The 24,672-nt window shown below is 40.4% G+C and carries 28 protein-coding genes; 10 read left to right on the forward strand and 18 right to left on the reverse strand.

What is annotated here, in order from left to right; translation table 11 throughout:
* Positions 1-526 precede the first annotated feature (526 nt).
* The 11 genes from ndk to trmJ form a co-directional block, all read right to left on the reverse strand.
* Complete coding sequence (ndk, locus tag AN944_RS10975) at positions 527-958, reverse strand: nucleoside-diphosphate kinase (protein ID WP_055024661.1); 432 nt, start codon at positions 956-958, stop codon at positions 527-529.
* 241 nt (positions 959-1,199) lie between these two features.
* Complete coding sequence (locus AN944_RS10980) at positions 1,200-1,844, reverse strand: TetR/AcrR family transcriptional regulator (RefSeq protein WP_055024662.1); 645 nt, start codon at positions 1,842-1,844, stop codon at positions 1,200-1,202.
* A gap of 269 nt (positions 1,845-2,113) precedes the next feature.
* Positions 2,114-2,449 carry an ISC system 2Fe-2S type ferredoxin gene (gene fdx, locus AN944_RS10985; protein ID WP_055024663.1) on the reverse strand — a complete coding sequence of 112 codons (336 nt, stop codon included), beginning with the start codon at positions 2,447-2,449 and terminating at the stop codon, positions 2,114-2,116.
* A gap of 8 nt (positions 2,450-2,457) precedes the next feature.
* Entirely contained in the window at positions 2,458-4,320 is a 1,863-nt protein-coding gene (hscA, locus tag AN944_RS10990) for a Fe-S protein assembly chaperone HscA (protein ID WP_055024664.1), read from the reverse strand.
* A gap of 78 nt (positions 4,321-4,398) precedes the next feature.
* Positions 4,399-4,923: a co-chaperone HscB gene (gene hscB / locus AN944_RS10995; RefSeq protein WP_055024665.1), complete on the reverse strand. Its 525-nt coding sequence runs from the start codon at positions 4,921-4,923 to the stop codon at positions 4,399-4,401.
* Positions 4,924-4,979: 56 nt separating this feature from the next.
* Entirely contained in the window at positions 4,980-5,303 is a 324-nt protein-coding gene (gene iscA / locus AN944_RS11000) for an iron-sulfur cluster assembly protein IscA (RefSeq protein ID WP_055024666.1), read from the reverse strand.
* A gap of 13 nt (positions 5,304-5,316) precedes the next feature.
* Positions 5,317-5,700: a Fe-S cluster assembly scaffold IscU gene (iscU, locus tag AN944_RS11005; protein WP_055024667.1), complete on the reverse strand. Its 384-nt coding sequence runs from the start codon at positions 5,698-5,700 to the stop codon at positions 5,317-5,319.
* A 39-nt stretch (positions 5,701-5,739) separates the two neighbouring features.
* Positions 5,740-6,954, reverse strand: coding sequence for an IscS subfamily cysteine desulfurase (locus tag AN944_RS11010; RefSeq protein WP_055024668.1), 1,215 nt, complete (start codon positions 6,952-6,954; stop codon positions 5,740-5,742).
* Between the two features lie 79 nt (positions 6,955-7,033).
* Entirely contained in the window at positions 7,034-7,495 is a 462-nt protein-coding gene (gene iscR / locus AN944_RS11015) for a Fe-S cluster assembly transcriptional regulator IscR (protein WP_055024669.1), read from the reverse strand.
* A gap of 356 nt (positions 7,496-7,851) precedes the next feature.
* Positions 7,852-8,673, reverse strand: a complete 822-nt coding sequence (gene cysE, locus AN944_RS11020) for a serine O-acetyltransferase (RefSeq protein WP_055024670.1) — start codon at positions 8,671-8,673, stop codon at positions 7,852-7,854.
* Positions 8,674-8,728: 55 nt separating this feature from the next.
* Complete coding sequence (trmJ, locus tag AN944_RS11025; RefSeq protein ID WP_055024671.1) at positions 8,729-9,472, reverse strand: tRNA (cytosine(32)/uridine(32)-2'-O)-methyltransferase TrmJ; 744 nt, start codon at positions 9,470-9,472, stop codon at positions 8,729-8,731.
* A gap of 151 nt (positions 9,473-9,623) precedes the next feature.
* On the opposite strand from trmJ, the gene suhB reads away from it, so the two are divergent.
* The 5 genes from suhB to AN944_RS11050 all read left to right on the forward strand — a co-directional run bounded on the left by suhB (position 9,624) and on the right by AN944_RS11050 (position 12,770).
* On the forward strand, positions 9,624-10,427 hold the full coding sequence (gene suhB, locus AN944_RS11030) for an inositol-1-monophosphatase (protein WP_055024672.1): 804 nt from the start codon (positions 9,624-9,626) through the stop codon (positions 10,425-10,427).
* Positions 10,428-10,615: 188 nt separating this feature from the next.
* Positions 10,616-11,026, forward strand: coding sequence for a phosphate-starvation-inducible protein PsiE (locus AN944_RS11035; RefSeq protein WP_055024673.1), 411 nt, complete (start codon positions 10,616-10,618; stop codon positions 11,024-11,026).
* A gap of 133 nt (positions 11,027-11,159) precedes the next feature.
* Positions 11,160-11,462 (forward strand): PilZ domain-containing protein, encoded by a 303-nt coding sequence (locus AN944_RS11040; RefSeq protein ID WP_055024674.1) that lies wholly within the window; start codon positions 11,160-11,162, stop codon positions 11,460-11,462.
* Positions 11,463-11,576: 114 nt separating this feature from the next.
* Positions 11,577-12,242 carry an AAA family ATPase gene (locus AN944_RS11045; RefSeq protein ID WP_055024675.1) on the forward strand — a complete coding sequence of 222 codons (666 nt, stop codon included), beginning with the start codon at positions 11,577-11,579 and terminating at the stop codon, positions 12,240-12,242.
* A gap of 201 nt (positions 12,243-12,443) precedes the next feature.
* Positions 12,444-12,770, forward strand: a complete 327-nt coding sequence (locus AN944_RS11050) for a VF530 family DNA-binding protein (RefSeq protein ID WP_055024676.1) — start codon at positions 12,444-12,446, stop codon at positions 12,768-12,770.
* Between the two features lie 234 nt (positions 12,771-13,004).
* Here the strand turns inward: AN944_RS11050 and AN944_RS11055 are convergent, their stop codons facing one another.
* The 3 genes from AN944_RS11055 to AN944_RS11065 form a co-directional block, all read right to left on the reverse strand.
* A complete protein-coding gene (locus tag AN944_RS11055; protein ID WP_082419991.1) occupies positions 13,005-13,856 on the reverse strand; it encodes a hypothetical protein in 852 nt (283 codons plus the stop codon).
* A 50-nt stretch (positions 13,857-13,906) separates the two neighbouring features.
* Positions 13,907-14,521 (reverse strand): GTP cyclohydrolase II, encoded by a 615-nt coding sequence (ribA, locus tag AN944_RS11060; RefSeq protein ID WP_055024678.1) that lies wholly within the window; start codon positions 14,519-14,521, stop codon positions 13,907-13,909.
* An 84-nt stretch (positions 14,522-14,605) separates the two neighbouring features.
* Positions 14,606-14,962 (reverse strand): YibL family ribosome-associated protein, encoded by a 357-nt coding sequence (locus tag AN944_RS11065; protein ID WP_055024679.1) that lies wholly within the window; start codon positions 14,960-14,962, stop codon positions 14,606-14,608.
* Positions 14,963-15,228: 266 nt separating this feature from the next.
* On the opposite strand from AN944_RS11065, the gene AN944_RS22025 reads away from it, so the two are divergent.
* Positions 15,229-15,846 (forward strand): prepilin-type N-terminal cleavage/methylation domain-containing protein, encoded by a 618-nt coding sequence (locus AN944_RS22025; protein WP_055024680.1) that lies wholly within the window; start codon positions 15,229-15,231, stop codon positions 15,844-15,846.
* A gap of 9 nt (positions 15,847-15,855) precedes the next feature.
* Here the strand turns inward: AN944_RS22025 and nrdG are convergent, their stop codons facing one another.
* From nrdG to rssA, 3 genes are all read right to left on the reverse strand, one after another.
* Positions 15,856-16,338, reverse strand: a complete 483-nt coding sequence (nrdG, locus tag AN944_RS11075) for an anaerobic ribonucleoside-triphosphate reductase-activating protein (protein ID WP_055024681.1) — start codon at positions 16,336-16,338, stop codon at positions 15,856-15,858.
* A gap of 206 nt (positions 16,339-16,544) precedes the next feature.
* The gene (gene nrdD, locus AN944_RS11080; RefSeq protein ID WP_055024682.1) at positions 16,545-18,665 is read right to left on the reverse strand and encodes an anaerobic ribonucleoside-triphosphate reductase; all 2,121 of its coding nucleotides are present in this window, start codon (positions 18,663-18,665) and stop codon (positions 16,545-16,547) included.
* A gap of 210 nt (positions 18,666-18,875) precedes the next feature.
* Positions 18,876-19,847, reverse strand: coding sequence for a patatin-like phospholipase RssA (rssA, locus tag AN944_RS11085; protein ID WP_055024683.1), 972 nt, complete (start codon positions 19,845-19,847; stop codon positions 18,876-18,878).
* Positions 19,848-19,979: 132 nt separating this feature from the next.
* On the opposite strand from rssA, the gene AN944_RS11090 reads away from it, so the two are divergent.
* The 4 genes from AN944_RS11090 to AN944_RS11105 all read left to right on the forward strand — a co-directional run bounded on the left by AN944_RS11090 (position 19,980) and on the right by AN944_RS11105 (position 23,110).
* The gene (locus AN944_RS11090) at positions 19,980-21,365 is read left to right on the forward strand and encodes a DEAD/DEAH box helicase (protein ID WP_055024684.1); all 1,386 of its coding nucleotides are present in this window, start codon (positions 19,980-19,982) and stop codon (positions 21,363-21,365) included.
* Positions 21,366-21,444: 79 nt separating this feature from the next.
* The gene (locus AN944_RS11095; RefSeq protein ID WP_055024685.1) at positions 21,445-21,882 is read left to right on the forward strand and encodes a DUF3010 family protein; all 438 of its coding nucleotides are present in this window, start codon (positions 21,445-21,447) and stop codon (positions 21,880-21,882) included.
* Between the two features lie 160 nt (positions 21,883-22,042).
* Positions 22,043-22,642 (forward strand): M48 family metallopeptidase, encoded by a 600-nt coding sequence (locus AN944_RS11100; RefSeq protein WP_082419992.1) that lies wholly within the window; start codon positions 22,043-22,045, stop codon positions 22,640-22,642.
* A 33-nt stretch (positions 22,643-22,675) separates the two neighbouring features.
* Positions 22,676-23,110 carry an HNH endonuclease gene (locus tag AN944_RS11105; protein WP_055024686.1) on the forward strand — a complete coding sequence of 145 codons (435 nt, stop codon included), beginning with the start codon at positions 22,676-22,678 and terminating at the stop codon, positions 23,108-23,110.
* Positions 23,111-23,181: 71 nt separating this feature from the next.
* Here the strand turns inward: AN944_RS11105 and AN944_RS11110 are convergent, their stop codons facing one another.
* Positions 23,182-24,471 carry a peptidoglycan DD-metalloendopeptidase family protein gene (locus tag AN944_RS11110; protein WP_055024687.1) on the reverse strand — a complete coding sequence of 430 codons (1,290 nt, stop codon included), beginning with the start codon at positions 24,469-24,471 and terminating at the stop codon, positions 23,182-23,184.
* Positions 24,472-24,672: the final 201 nt, after the last annotated feature.

Genomic DNA, 24,672 nt, shown 5'->3' on the forward strand with positions numbered 1-24,672 from the left:
AAATAACGCACCATATGTAACACCAGCATGATATATTTGTTAAACAAAGGTAACACCGAACATTAATTGTGAGCACAATTTGATCAAAAAGGTTAAATCTAATTTAAAATATAGAAAATAAATAAACATTAATGAGACAATATTTAACAAATAATTAACTTAAGTAACAAATTAAATTTTAAAAATATTTATTTATTCGTACACAATTTGACGAGTAAATTATAAAAATGTGCATTTTTAGGCATATTAAAAGCAAAGAATATGAAAAATCAGTGTGTGTTTGATAAACAGCCAAAGAATAGCTGCATATAAAGTGAATTAAACAAGAATAACTATGCAAAAAGTAACAAGGTTGTGATGAAAAGAGAAATTAAAGCAGCCAGATAAGATAATGCAGCAATGGGATTGCTTGCTTCCTCTTAAACTGACATTGGATACTATTTGATTTAAGTAAAATAAGTCTTCGTCAACATTGCACAACAAAAAAGGAGCCATAAGGCTCCTTTTAGCGTCATTCAATTAAGAATTAACGAGTGCGTGCACATAACTCTTCAGCACTGAAGAAGTAAGCAACTTCACGCTCAGCAGATGCTACAGAATCAGAGCCGTGAGCAGCGTTCTCATCGATGCTTTCAGCGAAATCAGCACGGATAGTTCCTTCAGCAGCTTCAGCTGGGTTAGTAGCACCTAAAATTTCACGGTGAGCTAGAACAGCATTTTCGCCTTCAAGCGTTTGAACCATGATTGGGCCAGAAGTCATGAATGCAACTAAAGCACCAAAGAAAGGACGTTCGCTGTGCTCAGCGTAGAAGCCTTCAGCTTGCTCTTTGCTTAAGTGAACCATTTTAGCAGCAATGATTTTCAGGCCAGCAGTTTCAAAACGGTTGTAGATAGCGCCAATGTGGTTTTTTGCAACAGCATCAGGCTTAATGATAGAAAAAGTACGTTCGATAGCCATGAAAAGCTTCCTTCTTAAATATACGGGTTTTAAATTCGCGCGGATTATACGAAATTTACGCCAACATGCATAGGGTTAATAGCGTCACATAATCAAAATGTAACCTTGTGACCTAGGTAATACAGAAATTGTGATAAGCCTCAAGCCAATTTAGCCATAAACAAAGCTAATTAAAGCCACGACTATAACTCAAAGGTTGCAGTGAGTAGCTAGGCTAACAGCTTTGTTTAACCAACTTTGCTCAACCAAAGTGTAATTGAGACTGTAAATAGCTCCCCAGCATGACCCCAAGAGCTTTAACAAATTCATCTTTGGGCATTGAACAAGCAATCGCAGGAGTAAGAGAAGGATATAATATTTTATCAAGCAGACTGTTTATCAGCATAAAAATGACCATATCAGCGGCTTTTTGTTGCACTTTGGTCGCCTTGCCATCCGACGCCATAAAATTAAGTAGCAATTGTGATAGGCGCTGGTAAGCCTCATTTCTATCTAATGAAGGATTAGTGAAAATGGTATTAGGGTGAAGCCTAGCGTTAAGGTGTATCGTTCTAAAAACGCTTTTTCTTTCATCTAAAAAGTGGAATGTTGCCTGACAAAGATGTGTTACTTGTTGTTCTAACCCATCACAGTCGTGGCATTCGAGCTCTGTGATAAAGTTGCCAAGCTCCTGGCCAAAATCATCATATAACAATGGCAATAGCGCCTCTTTATTTTCAAAGCGACGATAAAACGTTCCAACCGAAACCCCTGCCCCTTCAGCCAGTTCCTTTATGCTGATGTGTTCAAAGTACTTGACCTTCAATGCCCGTTGCAAAGACTGTAAAAACTTGTCATGCGTGACTTGGCTACGTTTTTGTTTAGGGCGTAAATCTGGTGCTGACATTCATATTTTCCATTGAAAAAAACAGAGGTTGATAGACTATTTTGCATCATACAATTTATGATGCAAAAACTCTAACATATAAGATTTAGCACCAACGATAATCTTGATGCCCTGTTCGTCAAGCGAATCTCAAAAAGCAACGCATAAGCATTAGTCACAAAAAAAAAGCAACGACACATGTCATTGCTTTATGGTTTTAACAGGAAGCATTATGACTTCCTTAGTTGATTTATTATTAACTATAATGAATCACTGTAGCCGACTGAGGATTACCCTTCACTTACCATATTAATGGTGTACTTAGGGATATCAATCACCATATCACAGTCAACAACTTTAGCCTGGCAAGATAAACGGCTTTCTGGCTCTAACCCCCATGCTTTATCAAGCATATCGTCTTCTAGCTCATCACTTTCTTCAAGCTCATCAAAGCCTTCACGAACAATACAGTGACATGTAGTACATGCACATGACTTTTCGCAAGCATGTTCAATATGGATACCGTTTTTAAGTGCAACATCTAAAATAGTTTCACCTACTTCAGCTTCTAACACAGCACCGTCTGGGCACAGCTCTTCATGGGGTAAAAAAACTAACTGCGGCATTTTATCACCTATATATTATCGACAGACTGACCTTTCAGTGCTGCTCGAATAGAATTATCCATACGACGTGAAGCAAACTCTTGGGTTTGTTCATCTAGTGCTTCAATCGCTTTTTCAATAGCATCGGTATCATCACCTTGAGCGGTTATTTGTAACTGTTCAATGGCAGCATGAATTTGTGCTTGTTCTTCGGTATTAAGTAAATCTGCGTCTTTTGCTAATGCAGCAGATAAAGTTTCAACCACTCTTGAAGCTTCAACTTGTTGTTCTGCCAGCATTCTGCGCGTGATGTCATCTTTAGCATGCTTCATTGAATCTTTCAGCATAGTCGCTATTTCAGTATCAGATAAACCAAATGAAGGTTTTACTTGAATCGTTGACTTAACTTCCGTTGACTTTTCCATCGCTGTGACACTCAGTAAACCATCAGCATCGACTTGGAATGTGACACGAATGTGCGCAGCACCTGCCGCTAGTGCAGGAATACCATTTAAAGTGAAACGTGCTAATGAACGACAGTCATCCACTAACTCACGTTCACCTTGGACCACATGGAAAGCCATGGCAGTTTGGCCATCTTTAAATGTGGTAAACTCTTGAGCTCGTGCAACAGGGATAGTGGTATTACGGGTTACGACTTTCTCAATCAGTCCCCCCATAGTCTCAATGCCTAACGACAGTGGAATAACATCAAGCAATAATAAATCTGATTCAGGTTTATTGCCCACTAAAATGTCAGCTTGAATCGCTGCACCAATAGCCACAACACGATCGGGATCAATTGATGTTAATGGCGTTTTACCAAAGAAACGTTCGACTTGTTCACGTACTAAAGGTACACGAGTAGAACCACCAACCATAACCGTTTCAATGATTTCATCAGTGGTGACTTCAGCGTCACGTAATGTTCTACGGCAACTGGCAATCGTTTTCTTAACAAGTGAACCGATAAGCCCTTCAAATTCAGCTTTAGAAACATCAGCAGTTAATACATCACCGTTTTCTAACGTAATACTCGCCGTGCTGGTTTCATCATTAGTTAGCTGCTCTTTGACTCGTCTAGATTCAATCAATAACTGTCTATTTAATGAAGCAGTTAATTCAGTCAACCCCATTGCGCTTTGTAAGTGATTACGCAACAGATGATCAAAGTCATCACCGCCAAGCGCTGAGTCGCCGCCAGTAGCTAATACTTCAAACACACCTCTATTCAAACGAAGAATAGAAATATCGAAGGTTCCCCCACCTAAATCATAGATGGCAATAACGCCTTCTTGTTTAGTGTCTAAACCGTAAGCAATAGCAGCAGCCGTGGGTTCATTTAATAAACGTAAAACTTTAACTCCCAGAAGCTCTGCTGCATCTTTAGTGCCTTGACGCTGCGCGTCATCGAAATAAGCAGGTACTGTAATGACAACACCTTCTAAGTCACCGCCAAGGGTTTTTTCGGCTCTTGAGATTAACGGCTTTAAAATTTCAGCTGAAACTTGGACTGGATTCACTGCGCCTTGCGCCGTGTTAAATACAGGTAGCCCGTTTTCACTTGCGGTAAAATCATATGGCAAGTTTTGCTCTGCAGACTGAATGTCTTTTAAGCTGCGCCCCATAAAACGTTTGACTGAGACAATGGTATTTTTAGGATCTTGTGCAGACTTAACTTGTGCCGCGTAACCCGTTTCGACACTATCAGAGCCGTAATGAACCACAGAAGGAAGTGAGTGTTGATTGTCATTATCTGGCAAGGTTGACGCTTCACCACTTCTAACAGCTGCAACCAAAGAGTTAGTTGTACCTAAATCGATGCCAACTGCAAGTCTGTGCTGGTGAGGTGCGGCGCTTTGGCCGGGCTCTGCAATTTGAAAAAGGGCCATATTAATCCAGTTATTTTGAGGGAAAAAGAACCATTAATTGTAGATAGCAAAAAGCTCTGTAATTGACAGAGCTCAGCGTTAATCTAGCAATGAATCTTCAACTCTTGCTAATTCATCCTGCAATTTTGCCATAAATTTCAGCTTTCTGATCTGATCAGCTGCAGATAAATCATCATTTTCTGCATTAGTGGCTAATAATTGGGCAAGGGATTGCGATAGGGTTTTCTCGTAGTCAGCAAATGATTGATATAAATCTTCGATTAAGTCATCAGCTTGCTGGCTATCTTTAATATCTTCTAACGCTTCACGCCATTCCATTTGCTGCATTAAGAAAGCAGTATCTTTCACTGTTGTAGTTTCATGGCTAATATCAACACCACGAAGACTTAACATATGTTCAGCGCGCTTTAATGGGTTTTTAAGCGTTTGGTATCCGTCGTTAACTTGCGCAGTGCGTTGCACTGATAACAGTTTTTGTTGTTCAGACTCGCTGGCAAATTTATCAGGATGAACCGCCCTTTGCAGCTCGCGATAGCGCTCTGCAAGGTTGGCGGTGTCGATATCAAAGGAAGGTGTTATTTGAAATAATTCAAAGTAATTCATTGGCAGATATCATGCTCTTTTTGGGTAAATGACAGTAAAGCTTTATGTGTATTAGATTACACAGTAAAGCTTTCACCACAACCACATTCACCTTTGGCATTAGGGTTGTTAAATTGGAAACCTTCGTTCAGGCCTTCTTTAACAAAGTCTAATTCAATGCCTTGTAAATAAATAAAACTCTTGGCATCGATGATGATATTAACGCCTTCTATTTCGTAAATCTCATCATCGTCGTTTGCTTCATCAACAAACTCAAGCACATAAGCCATACCAGAACAGCCAGATGTTCTTAACCCTAGGCGTAAACCCAAGCCTTTTCCTCGATTAACTAGGAAAGATTTCACTCGTTCAGCCGCAGCTGGGGTCATTGTAATTGCCATCTTAACTCCGGTATTACTTGTCTTGCTTTGATTTGTACTCATCTAATGCTGCTTTAATAGCGTCTTCCGCTAAAATAGAGCAATGGATTTTAACAGGAGGTAAAGCAAGCTCTTCTGCGATATCAGCATTCTTAATTGTTGCTGCTTCATCAACACTTTTGCCTTTAACCCACTCAGTTACGAGCGAACTTGACGCGATTGCACTACCACAACCATAAGTTTTGAATTTAGCGTCTTCAATGATGCCGTTTTCGCCAATTTTAAGTTGAAGCTTCATCACGTCACCACATGCTGGTGCACCAACCATACCTGTTACCACTGAAGGGTCATTTTTATCAAATGAACCAACGTTACGTGGATTTTCATAATGTTCGATTACTTTTTCGCTGTAAGCCATAACAATTCTGCTCCGTTTATCGCTATCGATAATAATGTATTAGTGATGTGCCCACTGAACTTGGTCCAGATCGATACCATCTTTAAACATCTCCCAAAGTGGAGACATTTCACGTAACTTACCGATAGAATCATCAATTACTTTAATTGCATGCTCGATTTCTTCATCAGTCGTAAAGCGACCAATTGAGAAACGAATTGAGCTGTGCGCCATTTCATCATTTAAGCCTAATGCACGTAGTACATAGCTAGGCTCCAAACTTGCAGAAGTACAAGCTGAACCAGACGATACGGCTAAATCTTTAAGGGCCATCATTAATGATTCACCTTCAACAAAGTTGAAGCTCACATTAAAGATGCCGCTGTAGCGCTGTTCCATATCGCCATTAATATAAGTTTCTTCGATATGTTTAATGCCATTCCATAACTTGTCACGTAGACGCAAAATGCGCGCATTATCTTCAATCATATCTTGCTTAGCGATAGCAGCGGCTTCACCTAAACCAACAATTTGGTGAGTTGCTAATGTACCACTTCGCATACCACGTTCATGACCACCGCCATGCATTTGAGACTCTAAACGAATACGTGGTTTACGGCGTACGTAAAGTGCACCGATACCTTTAGGTCCATACATTTTATGGCCAGAAATAGAAATCAGATCAACTTTAACTGTTTTAACATCAATCGGTAATTTACCTGCACTTTGCGCAGCATCCATATGGAAGAAAATACCTTTAGAGCGACATAGTTCACCAATCGCATTGATGTCTTGAATGACACCAATTTCGTTGTTCACGTGCATGATGCTCACTAAAATAGTGTCGTCACGCATTGCACCTTCAAGCACAGACATTGGGATAATTCCATTGTCACTTGGCTCTAAATACGTAACTTCAAAACCTTCACGCTCAAGTTGACGACAAGCATCAAGTGTTGCTTTATGCTCTGTCTTACTGGTGATGATGTGCTTGCCTTTCTTATTATAGAAATGTGCAATACCTTTGATTGCTAGGTTGCTTGATTCAGTCGCACCAGAAGTGAAAACGATTTCACGGTGATCAGCATTGATTAAATCAGCTACTTGGTTACGAGCAATATCAACTGCTTCTTCGGCTTGCCAACCATAACGGTGAGAACGAGATGCTGGGTTACCAAACACACCGTCCATTGTCATAAATTGAACCATTTTGTCGGCAACACGTTTGTCGACAGGGGTTGTTGCGGCATAATCTAAATAGATAGGAAGCTTCATCATACACTCCGTACTGAGCGGTCATCTGTGCGACCACTTACAACGTACATATAATTGTTATCGATACATCAACACAAAATTACAAAGTAACTCTATGCTCATTCTGCATTTCGTCTTGCTTTAGTGAGATAAATTGCACATCGCGTTTATCCATTAATCCAGCAAGGGTAATGCCATCTAAAAATTCTGAAATCTGTTTACTTAAATCTCCCCACAAAGAGTGAGTGAGACAGCGGGAGCCACTTTGGCAATTCCCTTTTCCCTGACAACGAGTTGCATCAACTGACTCGTCTACAGCATGCACGACCATGCCAACAGAGATATCATTCGCTTCTTGCCCTAGGCGATAACCGCCACCTGGACCACGAACACTAGATACGAGACCATGTTTACGAAGTTTAGCGAAGAGTTGCTCAAGGTAGGAAAGCGATATTCCCTGCCTTTCAGAAATATCCGCTAAGGGAACTGGCCCGGTGGCTGAGTGAATAGCAACGTCCAGCATAGCTGTCACTGCGTAGCGACCTTTTGATGTCAGTTTCATAACGTATTTTGCTCCCATAAACTATAGGGCAATTTCATCATACCTGAGTATTTTAGTCAAGTATTTAACCCACTAAATTACTCAAGTATTTCCTCTCGTTCGCGTCTAACAATTTTAGGTCTAAAAATTTGCACGGCTATTTAACCTTTTTATAGTGCAAGATTCAATGCCAGTTACTCATTTATTAGGCGATAATGTGATAAAACGGCGCTGTGTCATAAAAATTTACATTGATCTTATTTATCTGCTCAAATAATAAAGCCGATACCCAAAATATGGGGATCGGCTTTATCGTTTTCAAGCTTCAAAAAGAATAAACAAACAAAAATAAATTGCCAGATAATTCAAAAAATGACCTAGATAATTGGGTCAAATTTGTCTATCTCTTGTTTACGTTTTTCAGCCGCTTCTTGTTCTGCTTCTGTAAAGTCATCAACATTCAACTCCGGCAATTTTTCAGTGCAAACTTCACCGCCCATGGTTTGCACCGCTTGACAGATTTCTTGCACTTTTGAGTCCATCAAATGCATATGATCAAGCATTTGGCCAATTGCACTCGCTACAGGATCTGGGTTATCTGGTGATACCGCATAGGCATCAAACCCATACTTCTTCGCCATCGCACTGCGACGCTCTGTTTGCTCTTTTGACTGTGCCGAAGGCGACGCAACAACCCGACCAGGGATCCCCACCACGGTGGTATCTTTGGCCACATCTTTAACAACAACTGAGTTTGAACCAACCCTTGCGCCGTCGTGCATAGTAATTGGACCCAGTATTTGTGCCCCTGCACCAATAACCACATTGTTCTCTAATGTTGGGTGACGTTTACCCGCTTGCCAAGTTGTCCCACCTAAGGTGACACCATGATATAAAGTGCAATCATCGCCAATTTCTGCCGTTTCTCCAATCACAACACCCATGCCATGATCGATAAAAAAGCGTCTTCCTATGGTTGCACCAGGATGTATTTCAACGCCAGTTAACCAACGCGAAAAGGTCGATAAACATCGTGCCAATAAATGCCACTTTGCATTCCATAGCTTATTACTAATGCGATGGATCCATATCGCATGCATGCCAGGATAGTTTACTAAAATTTCAAAACTACTGTTCGCCGCAGGATCGCGGTGATAAATAGATTCGATATCTTCCTTTAATCGCGCTATCACGCCCATGTTACAGTCCTTCTTTTACCACTCAGTTGTACGTCAAATTTAAGTTAACAATGGCTTATGAAGCTTTATCGTCTTTGCTTTTTTCTTGTGGCATTTTTTTATCGATAGAAGTCAAAATGCCACGTAAAATATTCATCTCAGCGGTTTCAATTCGAGCACGACTGAATAAACGCTTTAATTTAGTCATGATTTGGCCAGGATGATTTTTGATAATAAAATTTGTTTTCGTCAGGGTAGACTCTAAATGAACATAAAAGCGCTGTAGATCCTCAGAAAGTGGATATTCTTCTTCAATCGTTTCTTGCTCATCTAATGCTAAATGCGCCATACGGGTTTCGTAACAAATAATTTGTACGGCTTGAGCCAAGTTTAATGAACTGTACTCAGGATTAGCAGGAATAGACACATGATAAGTACACTCTTGCAGTTCTTCATTGCTCAGACCATGGTTCTCACGACCAAATACGATGGCTACTGGCCCTTTAGCACTTTCCAATGCTAATTTTTCACCAGCTTCTTTTGGGACAAGCATTGGCCAATCAAGGGTTCGACTACGTGCACTGGTCGCAATAACCAAGCTACAGTCTTTAATCGCCTCAGTTAACGAGTCAACAATGGTGATATCTTTTATCAAGTCAGCTGCACCTGCAGCAAGTGCAATTGACTGACCATCAGGTTGAACTCGTGGCTCGGCTAAATATAAGTTAGATAAGCCCATGGTTTTCATGGCTCTTGCGGTAGAGCCGATATTTCCGGGATGAGAGGTCCCAACTAAAACAACGCGAATATTACTTAACATCAAACTACTTTTTCATTCAAAAAAACACTTTGCGGATAGTAACACAAGCTGCAAATAATTCCTTATATGAAAATCTGCATTTGATAAACCTGCTAAAATGCGTATAATTGCGCGGCTGATTTATTCGTTCTTTAACATCCAGGGGATTGCTATGCATCCGATGCTGACTATTGCCACGCGCGCTGCACGCGCTGCGGGCCAAACTATTATGCGCGCCTATACTGAACTCGACAAAGTTGAAGTTGATTCAAAAGGTCTAAATGACTTTGTAACAAGTGTAGACAAGGAAGCAGAAGCTACCATTACATACCAGATTCGTAAATCTTACCCAGATCATACGATTGTTGGTGAAGAGGCCGGTGAAAATCGCGGCACTAATAAAGATTATGTATGGATAGTCGATCCTTTGGATGGTACCAACAACTTCGTTCGTGGTATCCCACATTTTGCAGTATCTATCGCAGTTCAATATAAAGGCAAAATTGAAGTTGCCGTTATTTATGATCCTGTTCGTGAAGAATTATTCTCTGCAGTTCGTGGCCAAGGTGCTAAATTAAACGAATTCCGTTTACGCGTAACTGGCGTTAATGAACTAACTAATACTGTTATTGGTACAGGTTTCCCGTTCAAGTCTCGTCAACACACCGAAACTTACATGAACATCCTAGGTGAAGTATTCCCTGTATGTGCTGATATCCGCCGTGCGGGTTCTGCAGCACTAGACCTTGCGTATGTTGCTGCTGGTCGTTTAGATGGCTTCTTTGAAATTGGTCTAAAGCCATGGGACATCGCAGCTGGCGACTTAATTTGTCGTGAGTCAGGCGGTACTGTTACTGACTTTACCGGTAACCATAATTACTTAGCTTCAGGCAACGTTGTTGCAGGTTCACCAAAAGTGACTTCTGAACTTGTTAAAATTATGCGTCCTTTATTAAATGAAGGCCTAAAACGCTAGTCGTTATCCCTTTTTTAAAAACCGCCTAACATCCGTTATTGGCGGTTTTTTTATGCCTGTAATTTGCCGCAATTGTATCGACAACTTCAGATAAATTTACCTTTTATGATCTGGATCACTGAGCAAAGTCTCGCCTAGCAGAATATACTGAATTATCAATTAGATTCTAATAAGAGATATCCATTATTATGCCGCTCCCTATCCTTCGCCAAATCGGCATCAAAAGTTTGAAAAGTGTCGAACATGTCGTTTTGTTCATTATTTCTGTCGCCACGGTATTTGCTATCGGCGAAGAAATCATGCACATGTTCGAGATAAGAACTGTAGAACTAGCTGACTTACTGCTGTTATTTATCTATCTTGAAGTATTAGCCATGGTCGTTAACTACCTCGAGTCAGGTAAGTTACCTATTCGAATGCCAATTTATATTGCGATTGTTGCTCTAGCTCGTTACTTGATTCTTGATATGAAAGGCATGGATGACTGGCGAATATTGGCAATCTCAGTATCAACCATTGTTCTTGCTTGTACCGTTATTGTCATACGTTGGGGACAGTTGAAGTTACCTTACCCCAAAAATAAAGATTTAGATCATTAGAATGACACGAGATAAAGCGTAACCTTAAAAGCGATAAGTGACTAACTTATCGCTTTTTTTGTCGATGTTGATTAGTATGAATTAGCTACAAACTGAATAACACAGAGCAAACATAAAACGGAGTTGCAATCTCATGTCTAACGAACACACTGGATTTGAAGAAAAACGTCAATCTTTACGCGTCGACATGGAAGCAGAGCGTATTTTACTGCATTGGATTGATGCAAATGGTCAGTCACATGAAGACTTTGGTGTATGTATCGATTTAGCCCGAAAAGGCATCCTCATCGACTATAAAACTGCATTCTCATTAGGCGATTTAATCGCAATTACCTTCAATCATCAAACTGACAAGCAAAACACCATTAAGGGGCAAGTTTGTCGATGCACTCAAGCGTCTGTACATAGTTATCATATTGCGATGCAATTGCTTTAAATTGGTGTTGATTAAAATTGCGCAATAAATATAAAACTGATGATTTAAAAAGTAATTATTGAACTATCCTTAGATAAAGAAGACGTTAACCATCATCTTAATAAAGGCAAGGTTATGATAATACTCGTTGGTGGAGAAAAAGGCGGTAGTGGAAAAAGTTGTTTAGCACAAAACCTAGCCGTCTATGTAACAGAGACATTTAACGCTAACGTGTTAATGGTGGATTGTGACCCTCAACGCACCACATCAGATTGGATACAAGCCCGTAATACCAAAGCCGAACTGAAACCCATTAATTGCATTCAGCTTTACGGTAAAATCCGCAATGATTTACTTAGTCTCGGCGAGCGCTTTGATTATGTCATTGTCGATTGTGGCGGCCAAGATAACCTAGCGATGCGAGCAGCAATGTCTGTTGCAACCTACGTTGTCATCCCATTAAGACCTAAACGCCGCGATTTAAAAACCTTACCGCATATGGAAGATATGCTAAGCACCTGTAAAATGGTCAACCCGAAAATGGTCGCCACTATTGTTATCAGTCAATGCCCTTCTCTACCCTCACAATTTAAGCGTATTTTAGAAGCTAAAGACGTGGTTAAATCATTTGGCTTAACAGCCCTTGATGCCATTACCTTTAACCGTAATATCTATGATGACAGCGAAGAAAGTGGTGCCTCAGTGCTTGAAGTTGACCCTGAAGGAAAAGCGGCTCAAGAAATTCGTGCAATCGCGAAAGAGTTATTTGCTATTCCACCTGATAATAATTTTGAGTTTTAAGCGTTTAATCTCATTGTTTTATGCATTTAATATTATTTGTTTTATGCCTTAACTATAAGTGCAACAAAAGACAACCTAAATGAAATCAATGAAAACCTCCCTTTCGACTCTCATATACCTCACTTGTGCCTAAGTAAAGTTATCGAGTTAATGGTATCATTAGGCTAATTTTAAGATTTTAATCTGAGTGAACTCTGAGTCATGACACAAGCTAACAATCCACTTCATGGTATGAAACTTGAAACTATCGTCACTGAGCTTGTCGATAAGTATGGGTGGGAAGAACTAGGCAGCCGTATCAATATCCGCTGCTTTAACGATAACCCGAGTATCAAGTCTAGCCTAAAGTTTTTACGTAAAACACAATGGGCTCGCGATAAAGTTGAATACCTGTGGCTTAAAACGAATAAGTTGCCTTTACCCGCACCTAAACCTTATGTCGAAAAAAGTGACAATAAACCCGCAACAAGCACGACACACACTAATAAGAGCACTGCTGGCGTGAATGCAGACATCTGGGGCAAGTAACAGCGAGCCTAACACGTACCGCACTGTTTTCAATATTTGGCGCTAAATTTACTTGGAGCGGCTAAGTGGCCTATAAGGTACGAAGTGATGTTCGTTGAAAATGATTAATACTATCGCGTTCAGATAAGCCCGGTACGGTTCACGATGACTCATTTGCATTACATTCACAGCGGATACGCTGTGAATATCGCCACCAATAAAAGCGTAACCCAAAAAGCACCACAGCACTCACCATTACATCGGAAATTCGAATATTAAACGCCAGACTTGTAGCTCACCATCCGTTTGGTAACTTACCCCAAATCTATCTGTACTAAACCAGCCCCAACCTAGCGGCTTAGACAGAGCCAATGTCGCACCGATTTCGTAAGTACTTGATGTTTGTAAATCATCATCTAATGGCGTTATAAATTTTAGCTTATTGAAGTACCAGCGGCCCGCAACAAATAACCGTGGTTCAACGGTATACTCGCCCCAATCCCAATGTTGCCCTACACCAAAATCTAGACCAGTTTGAAGCACTGAATAACTTTCTGAGCTATCGTTGATACTGCTTTTATAGCCAGCGTAGTAAACACGATTTACCCAAATAGGCGTGTACTTGGGTTCGGCGACTTCATATAAAGCCGATATACCTGTTGAGAATATGCCAACATTACTGGAATTAGAAAAATTGTGGCCATAGCCTAAATCAAGGTATGACTCTAAGGTTAGTTGCTCATCATAAAACCATTTATACTCAATACCTGGCGTAATGGTCATGGTACCAACATTGTCAGGTAATTCACCTTCAGGAAGATCGCTGAAAGAATAATCAAAAAAGCCTAACGAAATAGGTAACCTTAACGTTAAAACATGGTCTTCTGATTCTTCAATATCAAATGCAAAGGGAATATTGACTACTGCAGCATTTTGCCCAGAGGCTCGGTATATACCGCTACCTATGTAGTTAGCAAACGCATAATGGTTCACATCTGGGTTATTCGAGTCAGCGGCATAACACGTTACACAAACCGACAAACCAATAAAAAGCGCTGCAAATGCTTTTTCAACGCTTCTTGATGTGTCTGAACAGGTAGATTTCAATTTTGTAAAAACCATGGGTTAACGATGATGTCCAGAATGATTATCTACTCTCATTTCTCATCATCGATAAAATGGTGCTCAGTCATCATATGACCCAGCTCAGTAGATTTTGTTTTCAAGTAATCCTCATTGTAGCGGTTTTTACCCACTTGCAAAGGCACTCTTTCAACAACTTCGATGCCAACGGCTTGCATCGCTTTCACTTTGCGAGGGTTGTTAGTCATCAACTTAACCTTACTGACCCCAATTTGTTTCAGCATTGGCTCGATCATGTCGTATTTACGCATATCAGCTTCAAAACCTAAACGTTCATTAGCTTCGACGGTATTCGCACCTTGATCTTGTAATTCATAGGCGCGAATTTTATTCAGCAAGCCTATACCACGCCCTTCTTGACGCAAATATAAAATAAAGCCTTGGCCTTTTTCAGCAATATTTTGCATTGCTGTTTGTAACTGGAACCCGCAATCACAACGTAAACTAAATAGCGCATCACCTGTCAGGCATTCAGAGTGAATGCGGCCTAACATGGCTTCAGTTGAGGTAAGTTCGCCATAAGTTAACGCCACATGTTCTTTACCAGTTTCTGTATCTTCAAAACCATGCATAGCAAATACGCCCCAAGGCGTAGGTAACTTAGAAGTGGCGATATATTTAATCGACATGGATAAACCTTTAAGACAACGCTCAATCCTTGAGACTGATCATCCTTGAACTGACGTTATGTCATGAAAACTTCGAATACTGGATTAGAATTTTGCAGGAGCAAAACCAGTAACAACTTTGATATTCATTTCACGGCCTACAGCCGTCATAGGATGAACAACCACTAGACCTTTTACCGATTTTTTTAATTTACCCATGTCAGCTTGTTCAGCTTTGGTGAGCTCACGGCTAAATTTCAAACCTTTGATATCTTGGCCTTGCTTGTTCAATAAACGAGACTGCTGATTTTTCAAACTGGCAATACGTTTAGTCACTGTAGCAATTTCTTTCTTAAACTGCATGATAACGGCTTTGTCTTCACGAGCTTCAGCGGCAGCAAGCTTACGACGAAACTTCTCTGCTTTATCATTTAATGTTTGCAGTTCTTGTTTTAAATTCATTTCTTTACCTTAAATTCTTTCATGCTATCGATAGCAAAAAGTTGTTTTGTTATCGAACAACACTTTTTCGAACGCAAATTATATACCTAAAGCGGCTGAATAAGCTAACTTCAAAACTTGTTACAGTGCATAATTTTGTGCATTACTGCAGCTAAATTGACCTTTAAGTTCAATAAGGTGTTAAATGCACTATCATTAATTGAGCCTGATGGATCTGTGGCCAAGTGATTAACGGACTCAATTTTCCTTTTGGGATATTCTTTAATATGCATAACAATAATAATTTACATCAAAATCTATCTAATCAAACCCAGCATCATGCAGGTTTTACTTTAATAGAGTTGGTTGTGGTCATCATTATATTGGGGATCATTGCTGTTATTGCTGCACCGAGGTTTTTATCCGTTGCTGATGAAGCTCACGCATCAGGAATACAAGGTGTATCTGGCGCTTTTGAAGGCTTTGATGAATTAGTATTTGCCAAGTCTGCCATATTAGGGATCGAGAAAAATGATCGAAATAGTAGTTCAAGCTCTACTGACAGCCAAGGTGGATTTTATTTAGAAACAGGTGAATTTGTCCAAACCATATTTGGCCATCCTTGGTTATATAATCAAGATGCATTGACGTATTTACTTGATGCGAGCTTACAAGATGAAGGCCAGAATCAACCTGATAAAGAATGTGTTACCAATAGTGATTTTTGCTTCATGTTATTTGAAGGCTCCAGTGGCCCCACCAGCATTGGAGTTGCCTATATCCCAGGTAACTCTGTCGCAGTTTATTACCCTTCTTACAGCGTAAGTGACCAATGCTTTGCTTATTATGTATTTGACAGAACAGACAATAATGTCATTATCGGTGAAACGATTACCGGTTGTTAAATATGCCGACTAACTTAGCACAATCAACTGACTCAAATCGTGAACCACTTGATTAGCGCTACCTTTCCATTTAAGGCTTGGGTCGGCAAGATCTTGCTCAAATTTGCCATCAATTAACACATTTACGTAAGCTAGTACTTGTTGCTGCTTTAAAGACATTTCCGCTAATTGGTAGCCACTCCACAACCAGATATCTTTATCTGGGCACTCACGCTTCACTCTTTTTACTAGCGCTAACATAGCAGGCAAATTATCCGCAAATAAAGGATCACCACCAGATAAAGACAAACCACGACGTTTAATCCGTGTATCTTGTAAATCTGCAATCACTTGATCTTCCATCGCTTGAGTAAATTCATTACCTGAGCGTGGGTCCCAAGTTGATTGGTTATAACAGCCACGACATTGGTGCTCACATCCAGCTACGAATAAGGTACAACGCGTACCAGGTCCATTTACCACATCGACTGGGTAATACTGATGAAAATTCATAACTTTATACCTTTAAAAAGCTAATGCACTGGAGTCAACTGTCTTAAAATATGCTGTTTAATACCATATCTAGCACTTAGTGACTTATTCCTAGCAGTCCTATTTCAACTCGCCTTATTTGATCTCGCCCTTTTAAGACTTTAGCCACTCAAAAGATAAGGCGCTATTCAGCGCCTTATTGTTTTTGATATGACATAGAACGAGTACTAGATATGTTTAACCCGGCGTTTTACTTCTTCTTGCTTACCATGGTTAAACGGTCTGGCATCTGGGCTACCTAAGTAACCACATACTCGACGAGTTACTGACACTCTACTTGGCTCATGGTTGCCACATTTAGGACAGACAAAGCCTTTACTTGTACAGTTAAACTCACCAACAAAGCCGCAATCATAACATTCATCAATAGGTGTATTGGTACCGTAGTATGGCACTCGGCTATAGCTGTAATCCCAAACGTTTTCTAATGCTTCAACGTTATGTTGCATATTAGGGAACTCGCCATAACAAATAAATCCACCGTTTGTTAGCTCAGGATATGGCAATTCAAAGTCAATTTTATCGTATGGGTTTACTTTCTTTTCCACATCTAAATGGAAACTATTGGTGTAATAGCCTTTATCTGTCACACCTTCAACCACACCAAACTGTTTTGCATCCAACTGGCAAAAACGGCTGCATAGATTTTCGCTTGGCGTGCTGTATAAACTAAAGCCATAACCTGTTTCAGCCTTCCACGACTCCGTGGCACGCTTCATAACATTAATAATTTCAACGGCTTTAGTACGCAGTAGCTCACTATCAAATACATGCTCTTCTGTGCCGTAAAGAGCATTAATTGTCTCATGAAGTCCGATATAACCTAATGAAATAGACGCACGACCATTTTTGAAGATTTCAGAAATATCATCATCAGCTTTTAAACGAACACCACATGCGCCTTCCATATATAAGATTGGCGCTACGCGGGCCTTAACCCCCACAAGACGAGCAATACGAGTATCTAACGCTTTACGTGCTAAAGTCATTCTCTCATCAAGTAATGCAAAGAAGGCTTTTTCATCGCCTTTAGCTTCGATTGCGATTCTAGGTAAGTTAAGGCTAACCACACCTAAATTATTACGGCCTTCATGAATTAACTCGCCATTCTCTTCATATGTACCTAAGAAAGAGCGACAGCCCATTGGCGTTTTAAACGAACCAGTAACACGTTCAACTTGCTCGTAATTTAAAATATCAGGGTACATGCGCATCGTGGCACATTCTAAAGCCAGCTTTTTAATATCGTAATTACTGTCAGCCGCTTTATGGTTTACGCCATCACGAATGGCAAATACAAGTTTTGGGAACACCGCGGTTTTACGGTTTTTACCAAGGCCTGCCATACGTACTGTTAGTATCGACTTTTGAATTAAGCGTGACTCCCAGCTGGTACCTAGACCAAAACCAAACGTCACAAACGGAGTCTGACCATTAGCAGTGTGCAGAGTGTTCACTTCATATTCTAATGACTGGAATGCGTCATGACATTCTTTTTCAGTTTGCGCCATAGCAAATGCTTCCACATCGCTCACGCCCCACTCTTTACCAATCACCAATTGTTTCTGGTAACTCTTTTGCACAAATTCCGCTAACACTTCATCGATACGGTTAATCGTTGTGCCGCCGTAAATATGGCTAGCAACTTGGGCAATAATCTGCGCAGTGACCGCTGTGGCAGTTGAAATTGATTTTGGTGTATCAATTTCGGCATTACCCATTTTAAAGCCATGGGTCATCATGCCTGCTAAATCAATTAACATGCAGTTAAACATCGGGAAGAAAGGCGCATAATCTAAATCATGATAATGCAGTTGACCCGATTCATGAGCAGCTACAATGTCTTTTGGTAACAAGTGTGATTTAGCATAATGCTTGGCTACAATACCCGCGAGTAAGTCGCGTTGTGTAGGAATAACTTTAGCGTCTTTATTAGCATTTTCGTTCAAAATTGAGCTATCACTTTGCTCAACTAACCCACGAATTTCACAGTTAAGTTTACTTTTTGCTTCACGGCAAATATCACGATCGTGACGGTATTCAATATAATGACGTGCAACCTCTTTATGAGGCCCTTCCATTAATAGATTTTCCACTAAATCTTGTAAATGGTGAATTTGTACTTCTTCTTCGTTCGCGACTTGATTTCGGATTACACCCGCAATGGTAGCGGCGTAATCAACATCAGCATGACCTGTAGCCGTCGCCATTGCAGCAACGATGGCATCCCTAATTCTAGACTCATCAAATACAGTCCGACAACCGTCCCTTTTAATTACTACAGGCATTACTTTTACTCCATTTATGCACAGGATATAAACACTATATATCCACAACAAGAAACCAATAAACACTAGATATGGTGTATTAAGCTATAACGAAGACTAGAAATCTATGATCTGGATCATAGTTTGATGAGGGGAAGTGAAATGAAAAATATTACTGCCAAGCTCTGCACTATTTGGCAAAACAGAGCTTGACCGAGTAATTGAAAAACGTTATCGCCCTAAAGCAGAGTTGATTAAATGAGCAGTTTGACGCACAGACTGCCTGCCAGCTTCAATGGCTTCTGCCGCACGATGAAACTCCATGGTGCCTATATCAGCAAGCTGAGGAACTAAGCAAACATCAGGTGGATCGCCCATCAGTCTGGCACGTTTATGGCGCTGCTCTAGAATATCCATTGACTGAGACATCACTGCAATCATGCCTGGGTGGGATTTAGTCGACATCGAAAACTTCTCTGAAAAGCTAGCAATGTACTCTTTACCTTTACCCAGAATATCCATAAAAGCAGAGTCTGGCTCTTTGCCTTCTTGTTGTTGTTTTTCTAACGCTGTAGGAGCACGGCTTTTCATCTGTTGTGGCAACATATGCATACTGTTACGGCGATGGCCGTTTAAATCAACAGCAATGACCACATCAACTCCCATCGCACGACACATTGATACTGGAACAGGATTCACCACAGCGCCGTCGACTAGCCATCTGTCTTCTAGTTGAACAGGTGGTAAAAAACCTGGCATTGAACATGATGCTCTAACAGCGTGTCGTAAATCCCCTTCTTTAAACCAAATTTCTTGTCCGGAGTATAAATCAGTTGCCACCGCTGAGAATGGTTTTTTCAGTTGTTCAATTTTTAGCTCACCAATTCGGCCAGCCAGCACATCAAAAACTTTTTCACCGCTTATCAGCCCGCCTTTACGCCAGCTTAAATCCATCAGACCTAAAACATCCCAACTGGAAAAACCACGCACCCACGCTTCTAGCTCATCAAGATGATCATTGGCATACGCTGCACCTACCAATGCACCAACTGAACATCCTGCAATTTTATCTGGATGTATTCCCATTTCAGCCAGTTCTTTCAACACACCGATATGGGCCCAACCTTTAGCTGCGCCACTACCCAGTGCCACACCGACTCTTAATGGTTTATTTACCGCAGGCTCATTTTCATGCTCCGACATCTTTTACATCCCTTGTAGCTTAATTTGACTCAATTAATCTTATAAACTCAGCATAACTGAGCCTTTAGCTGTTGGCTATCGCCTAGCATACACGTTATAATATCTGGCTATCATTTTTTAGGGGATTTACCTTTGTTATTTACCGATTTTTCTTTAGACAAACGCTTACTTGAAAGTCTAAAGCATATGGGCATTTCTGAGCCAACCGAAATTCAGCAGCAAGCCCTGCCAATTGCCTTAGCAGGTAAAGATTTAATGGCATCTTCAAAAACCGGTTCAGGTAAAACCTTGGCGTTTTTGTTACCCGCTCTTCAGCGTGTTATTTCAACAAAAGCGCTTTCTAAAAAAGACCCTCGTGTGTTGATATTACTACCGACAAGGGAATTGGCTCAGCAAGTATACGGTCAATTACGTTTATTAGTGGCAAATACCCAGTATAAAGCGGTCAGTATTTTAGGAGGGGAAAACTTTAATGATCAAGCTAAATCGTTATCTCGTGACCCTCACTTTATTGTGGCTACACCCGGGCGTATCGCTGATCACTTAGAGCAACGTCATCTTTACTTAAATGGCTTAGAGCTCCTTATTCTTGATGAAGCCGACCGAATGCTTGATTTAGGTTTTGCGCCGCAATTAAAAGCCATTAACGAAGCTGCAGATCACAAACGTCGACAAACATTAATGTTTTCAGCCACGTTAGATCATGACCATATTAATGATATTGCTGCCACATTACTTAAAACGCCGAGCCATGTCGCCATTGGGGCATCTCATAACGAGCATAAAGACATTCAGCAACGTGTGTATTTAGTTGACCACTTAGATCATAAGCAAGCCCTATTGCAGCACATTCTCAAAACCGAGCAGCATAAACAGGTCATCATATTTACAGCGACGCGTGCTGATACCGACCGATTAGCTAAATTACTTGCTGAGCAAGGATTGGAAACTGCCGCATTAAGTGGTGACTTAAACCAATCAGCTCGTAATCAGATCATGGACAAATTTAGCCGTGGTCAGCAGAAAATATTAGTTACAACGGATGTCGCCTCTCGTGGCCTAGATTTATTAAACGTGTCATTAGTGATTAACTTTGACATGCCTAAATTTGCCGAAGAATACGTCCATCGCATTGGCCGTACAGGTCGAGCAGGTGCTAAAGGTGATGCGATTTCTTTAGTCGGTCCTAAAGACTGGGACAGCTTTAAGAAAATCCAAGTATTTTTACGCAAGAATTTCGACTTTTCGACCATAGAGGGTCTTGAAGGAAAATTTAAAGGGTTAAAAGATAAGCCAAAAACGGGTAACAAAAATACCAAGGCCAATGACCCTAAAGCTGCCAATAAAAAGCGTAACACGGCTAAAAAGCCTAAAATTGCACCTAAACGGGATAAACGCTTTATTACTGGCGTCGATATTGGTGATGCGCCAATGCGTCGTAAAGCTAAGCCAGCCAAAATTGTTGAAAACGACAACAGCATTGTTGAAGACAATGAACACGAGCTTGGCGAAGAGTAAACCTCATTAAAACATCATGCTGTTTTAACAGCAAATCGGCATGATAAAGATTTAAACCAGATTAACAGTAAGGTGAAACATGAAAATTTGTGGTGTGGAATTAAAAGGTGGCGAAGCCATCATTAGCTTATTAACTTACGAAGTGGAAACATTCAACGTACCTGAGTGTCGTCAAATTTCTTTCAGCATTTCAAAATCAGCTGAAACAGAATCAATCCGTGAGTTTCACTTTGCTTTCCACAAATTAATGGAAGATTACAAAGTAGATGAAATTGTCATCATTGAACGTGAGCAAAAAGGTAAGTTCGCCGGCTCTGCGACCAGTTTTAAACTCGAAACCGCTATTCAAATCACTGACTTGCCTGTTGGCATAATTAGCCCTGTTATTATCAAAGAAGAGCTTAAGCGTAATCCGCCTCAAGCAGATTTAGATACTTTAGGTCTAAAGCGTGTTCAGCTGCCAGCATTTGAAGCCGCTTACGCACAGCAAAATCGTCGTATGTACGGTAAAGTCTAAGCTCTAGACAAATTTGCGAGCCTACCTGTTAACTTAACAAACACGTTAATTATCAATGGGTAGGCTTCATAATTAGAACACCCTATTCCCCCCTATCAAGCGAGCTAACTCAATGAGCTCAAACAAACCTGCTAAATCGCCTCGAAAAGCACCTCCCCAAATGCCCGTTAAGGTAAGTTCTGCAAAAGTGGCAGCCGCAAGAGATACCCTGGCAAGCTTAGTTACCAGTAAAGATGTAAAAGCCAAACAGCAACAAGAGGGGCAGCTTAAATACATCAAAGGCTACTCAGCCAACACGATTGAACAAGTTAAACAACATATTGCCAACGATACCCTCGGCAGGCTTTTACTAAATCGCTACCCAAGGATCCATGATATTCGCACTGATAAAGCGTTATATGACTATGCGATGGGATATAAACAGGCTTATCTAAAACAATCAGATCCTTTGTCAAAGGTCATTTTTGATGAAAAAATCAGTTTAAGCCATCAAGCGTTAGGTCTTCATACCTATGCTAACCGTGTACAGGGCAGTAAAGTTAAAGCTAAAAATGAAATTCGGATTTCATCAAAACTTAAGTTTATCCCTGAGCCATTATTGAGAATGGTGGTCGTGCATGAACTTGCACACCTAAGAGAAAAAGAGCACAACAAAGCCTTTTACCAACTCTGTGAATATATGACAGCGGATTATCATCAACTTGAGTTAGATTTACGATTATTATTGACATGTATTGAGTTAGGCAAGTCACCGTATTAATCTGATTAAATAATAAAGTATTGGAGGGTTATCATGTATGTAGCAACCTATAGAGGTGAAGGGCGCAGAACCAAGCATTATAAATCAGAAAAGGCTGCACTAAAGTCTATCCGTTCCTGGTTAAAAAAACATAGTCAACAGGGGTATTCTGTCGGGTTAATGGGGCCTGACATTTCCCCAACTGAATACCATGAGTGGGAAGTGATACCATTTGATGAACCCAAAATACTTTCGTTTTATAACAGCAAAAAATGGAATGACTTAAAAGCTGAGGCTTTTGAGCGATACGGAAATAAATGTGCCTGTTGCGGCCGCTCTCCTGAACATAATGTCATTATGCATGTAGACCATATTAAACCTCGATCAAAGCATCCAGAACTCGAATTAGACATAAACAACCTACAAATTCTTTGCGAGCACTGTAATACAGGTAAATCCGACAAGTTTGAAACAGACTGGAGAACATAAAAAACCACTTTTAATATCGAATTAAAAGTGGTTTATATTGGATTAATACAGAGGTCTTAACCCTGTAAAGATTAACCTAGATCCATCATCATTTTTTTACTGCTGACCAATTGTTTAAATTGGTCCATTTGATTTTTAGGCAGTACCGAAGCTTCAACAATACTTACTCGCATTGGATCTGCTGGTCGACCGTTCACGTGAAACTCGTAATGTAAATGTGGTCCTGTCACTCGCCCTGTATTACCTGTTAAACCAATAACTTGACCGCGTTTAACCCGCTGACCTTTGCGCACAAGAAACTTAGATAAATGTAAGTAGCGGGTTCTCACATTGTTATCATGCTCGATAACGATATATTTTCCAGCAAATCTATGATTGGTGACCATAGACACAACACCATCACCTGGAGCGACGACTCGAGTTCCAATTGGGGTGGCAAAGTCTGTACCGTTATGAGGCGAAACACGTCCAGTGACTGGGTGTTTACGCGTCGGATTAAAGCGGGAAGATAAACGGTATTGACGCTCTAATGGAATACGCTGGAAAGCACTCGCTAACCCTTGCCCACGTTCATCATAATAATTTCCATCCACGTTCTGAAACGCATTCACATTATTACGACGAGTGTTAATTCTTACAGCTTGTAATTGTGTCGCACCTGTTGACTCACCTTCGATGTATTGATCATTCATTAGTACATTAAAGGTGTCTCCTGCACGCAGATCACGGGAAAAGTCTAATTTGCTCGACAATAGGTTTTCAATGGTTTGAATTTCACGAGCATTTAACCCCGCACGTTGAGCGGAGAGGTAAAATGAGCCATTGATTTCACCACTAATAATCCTATTTTGCCAAATACCTTCGATATTGATTTCTTCAACACCAAAACTACCATCGTCAAAACGAGTAAAAACAACCTGATAAGCAGGATTAAAATAAAGTTCTAACTTAGTCAGTTGTTGCTGTTCATCTTGAAAAAATTGTATCCGATTACCTACTGCTAAGGTATCTAACGCAAGTACATTCAAATCAGCTTCAAGCACTTTATACATGGTTTGCTGACCAATGCCCGCAAGCTCGAATAAATGACCTAATGTGTCGCCATTTTCAATAATACGTTCGAAACTCGGTTTTTCAGGCTCAATAACATCTATTGGTGCAGAATCAGATAAATTCGGGATCAATGATTCGATGTCTAAAGCCACAGGAATGCGTTGAGAAGAGAACTCTTGCGGTGTTGGCCACAACAAAGCTGCTGCCACTACGAATACGCTGGCAAGTAATAATTTTCTGTGTATTGCAGGTAAGGCTTGCACCTTATTAAATCGAGCTTGGCCCCTGCTTTTATTTGCTGAAAGCAATCTTGCATCCGCCTTAATACTGAATAAAAAATAATACCTTTTAGCTAAACCGATAGAATATTAAAAATGGGTACTTAAGCACTAGAAGATATATTAGCGAACTGTTATATCAAAAATAGTTACGAATAAAAATATAAACTGTCGTTTGAACTGCATAAATTTGAACTCTGCACAGTTCAAATGAACACTTCTAAAGCGAAA

The sequence above is a fragment of the Shewanella sp. P1-14-1 genome (assembly GCF_001401775.1).
GTDB classification, from domain to species: Bacteria; Pseudomonadota; Gammaproteobacteria; order Enterobacterales; family Shewanellaceae; genus Shewanella; species Shewanella japonica.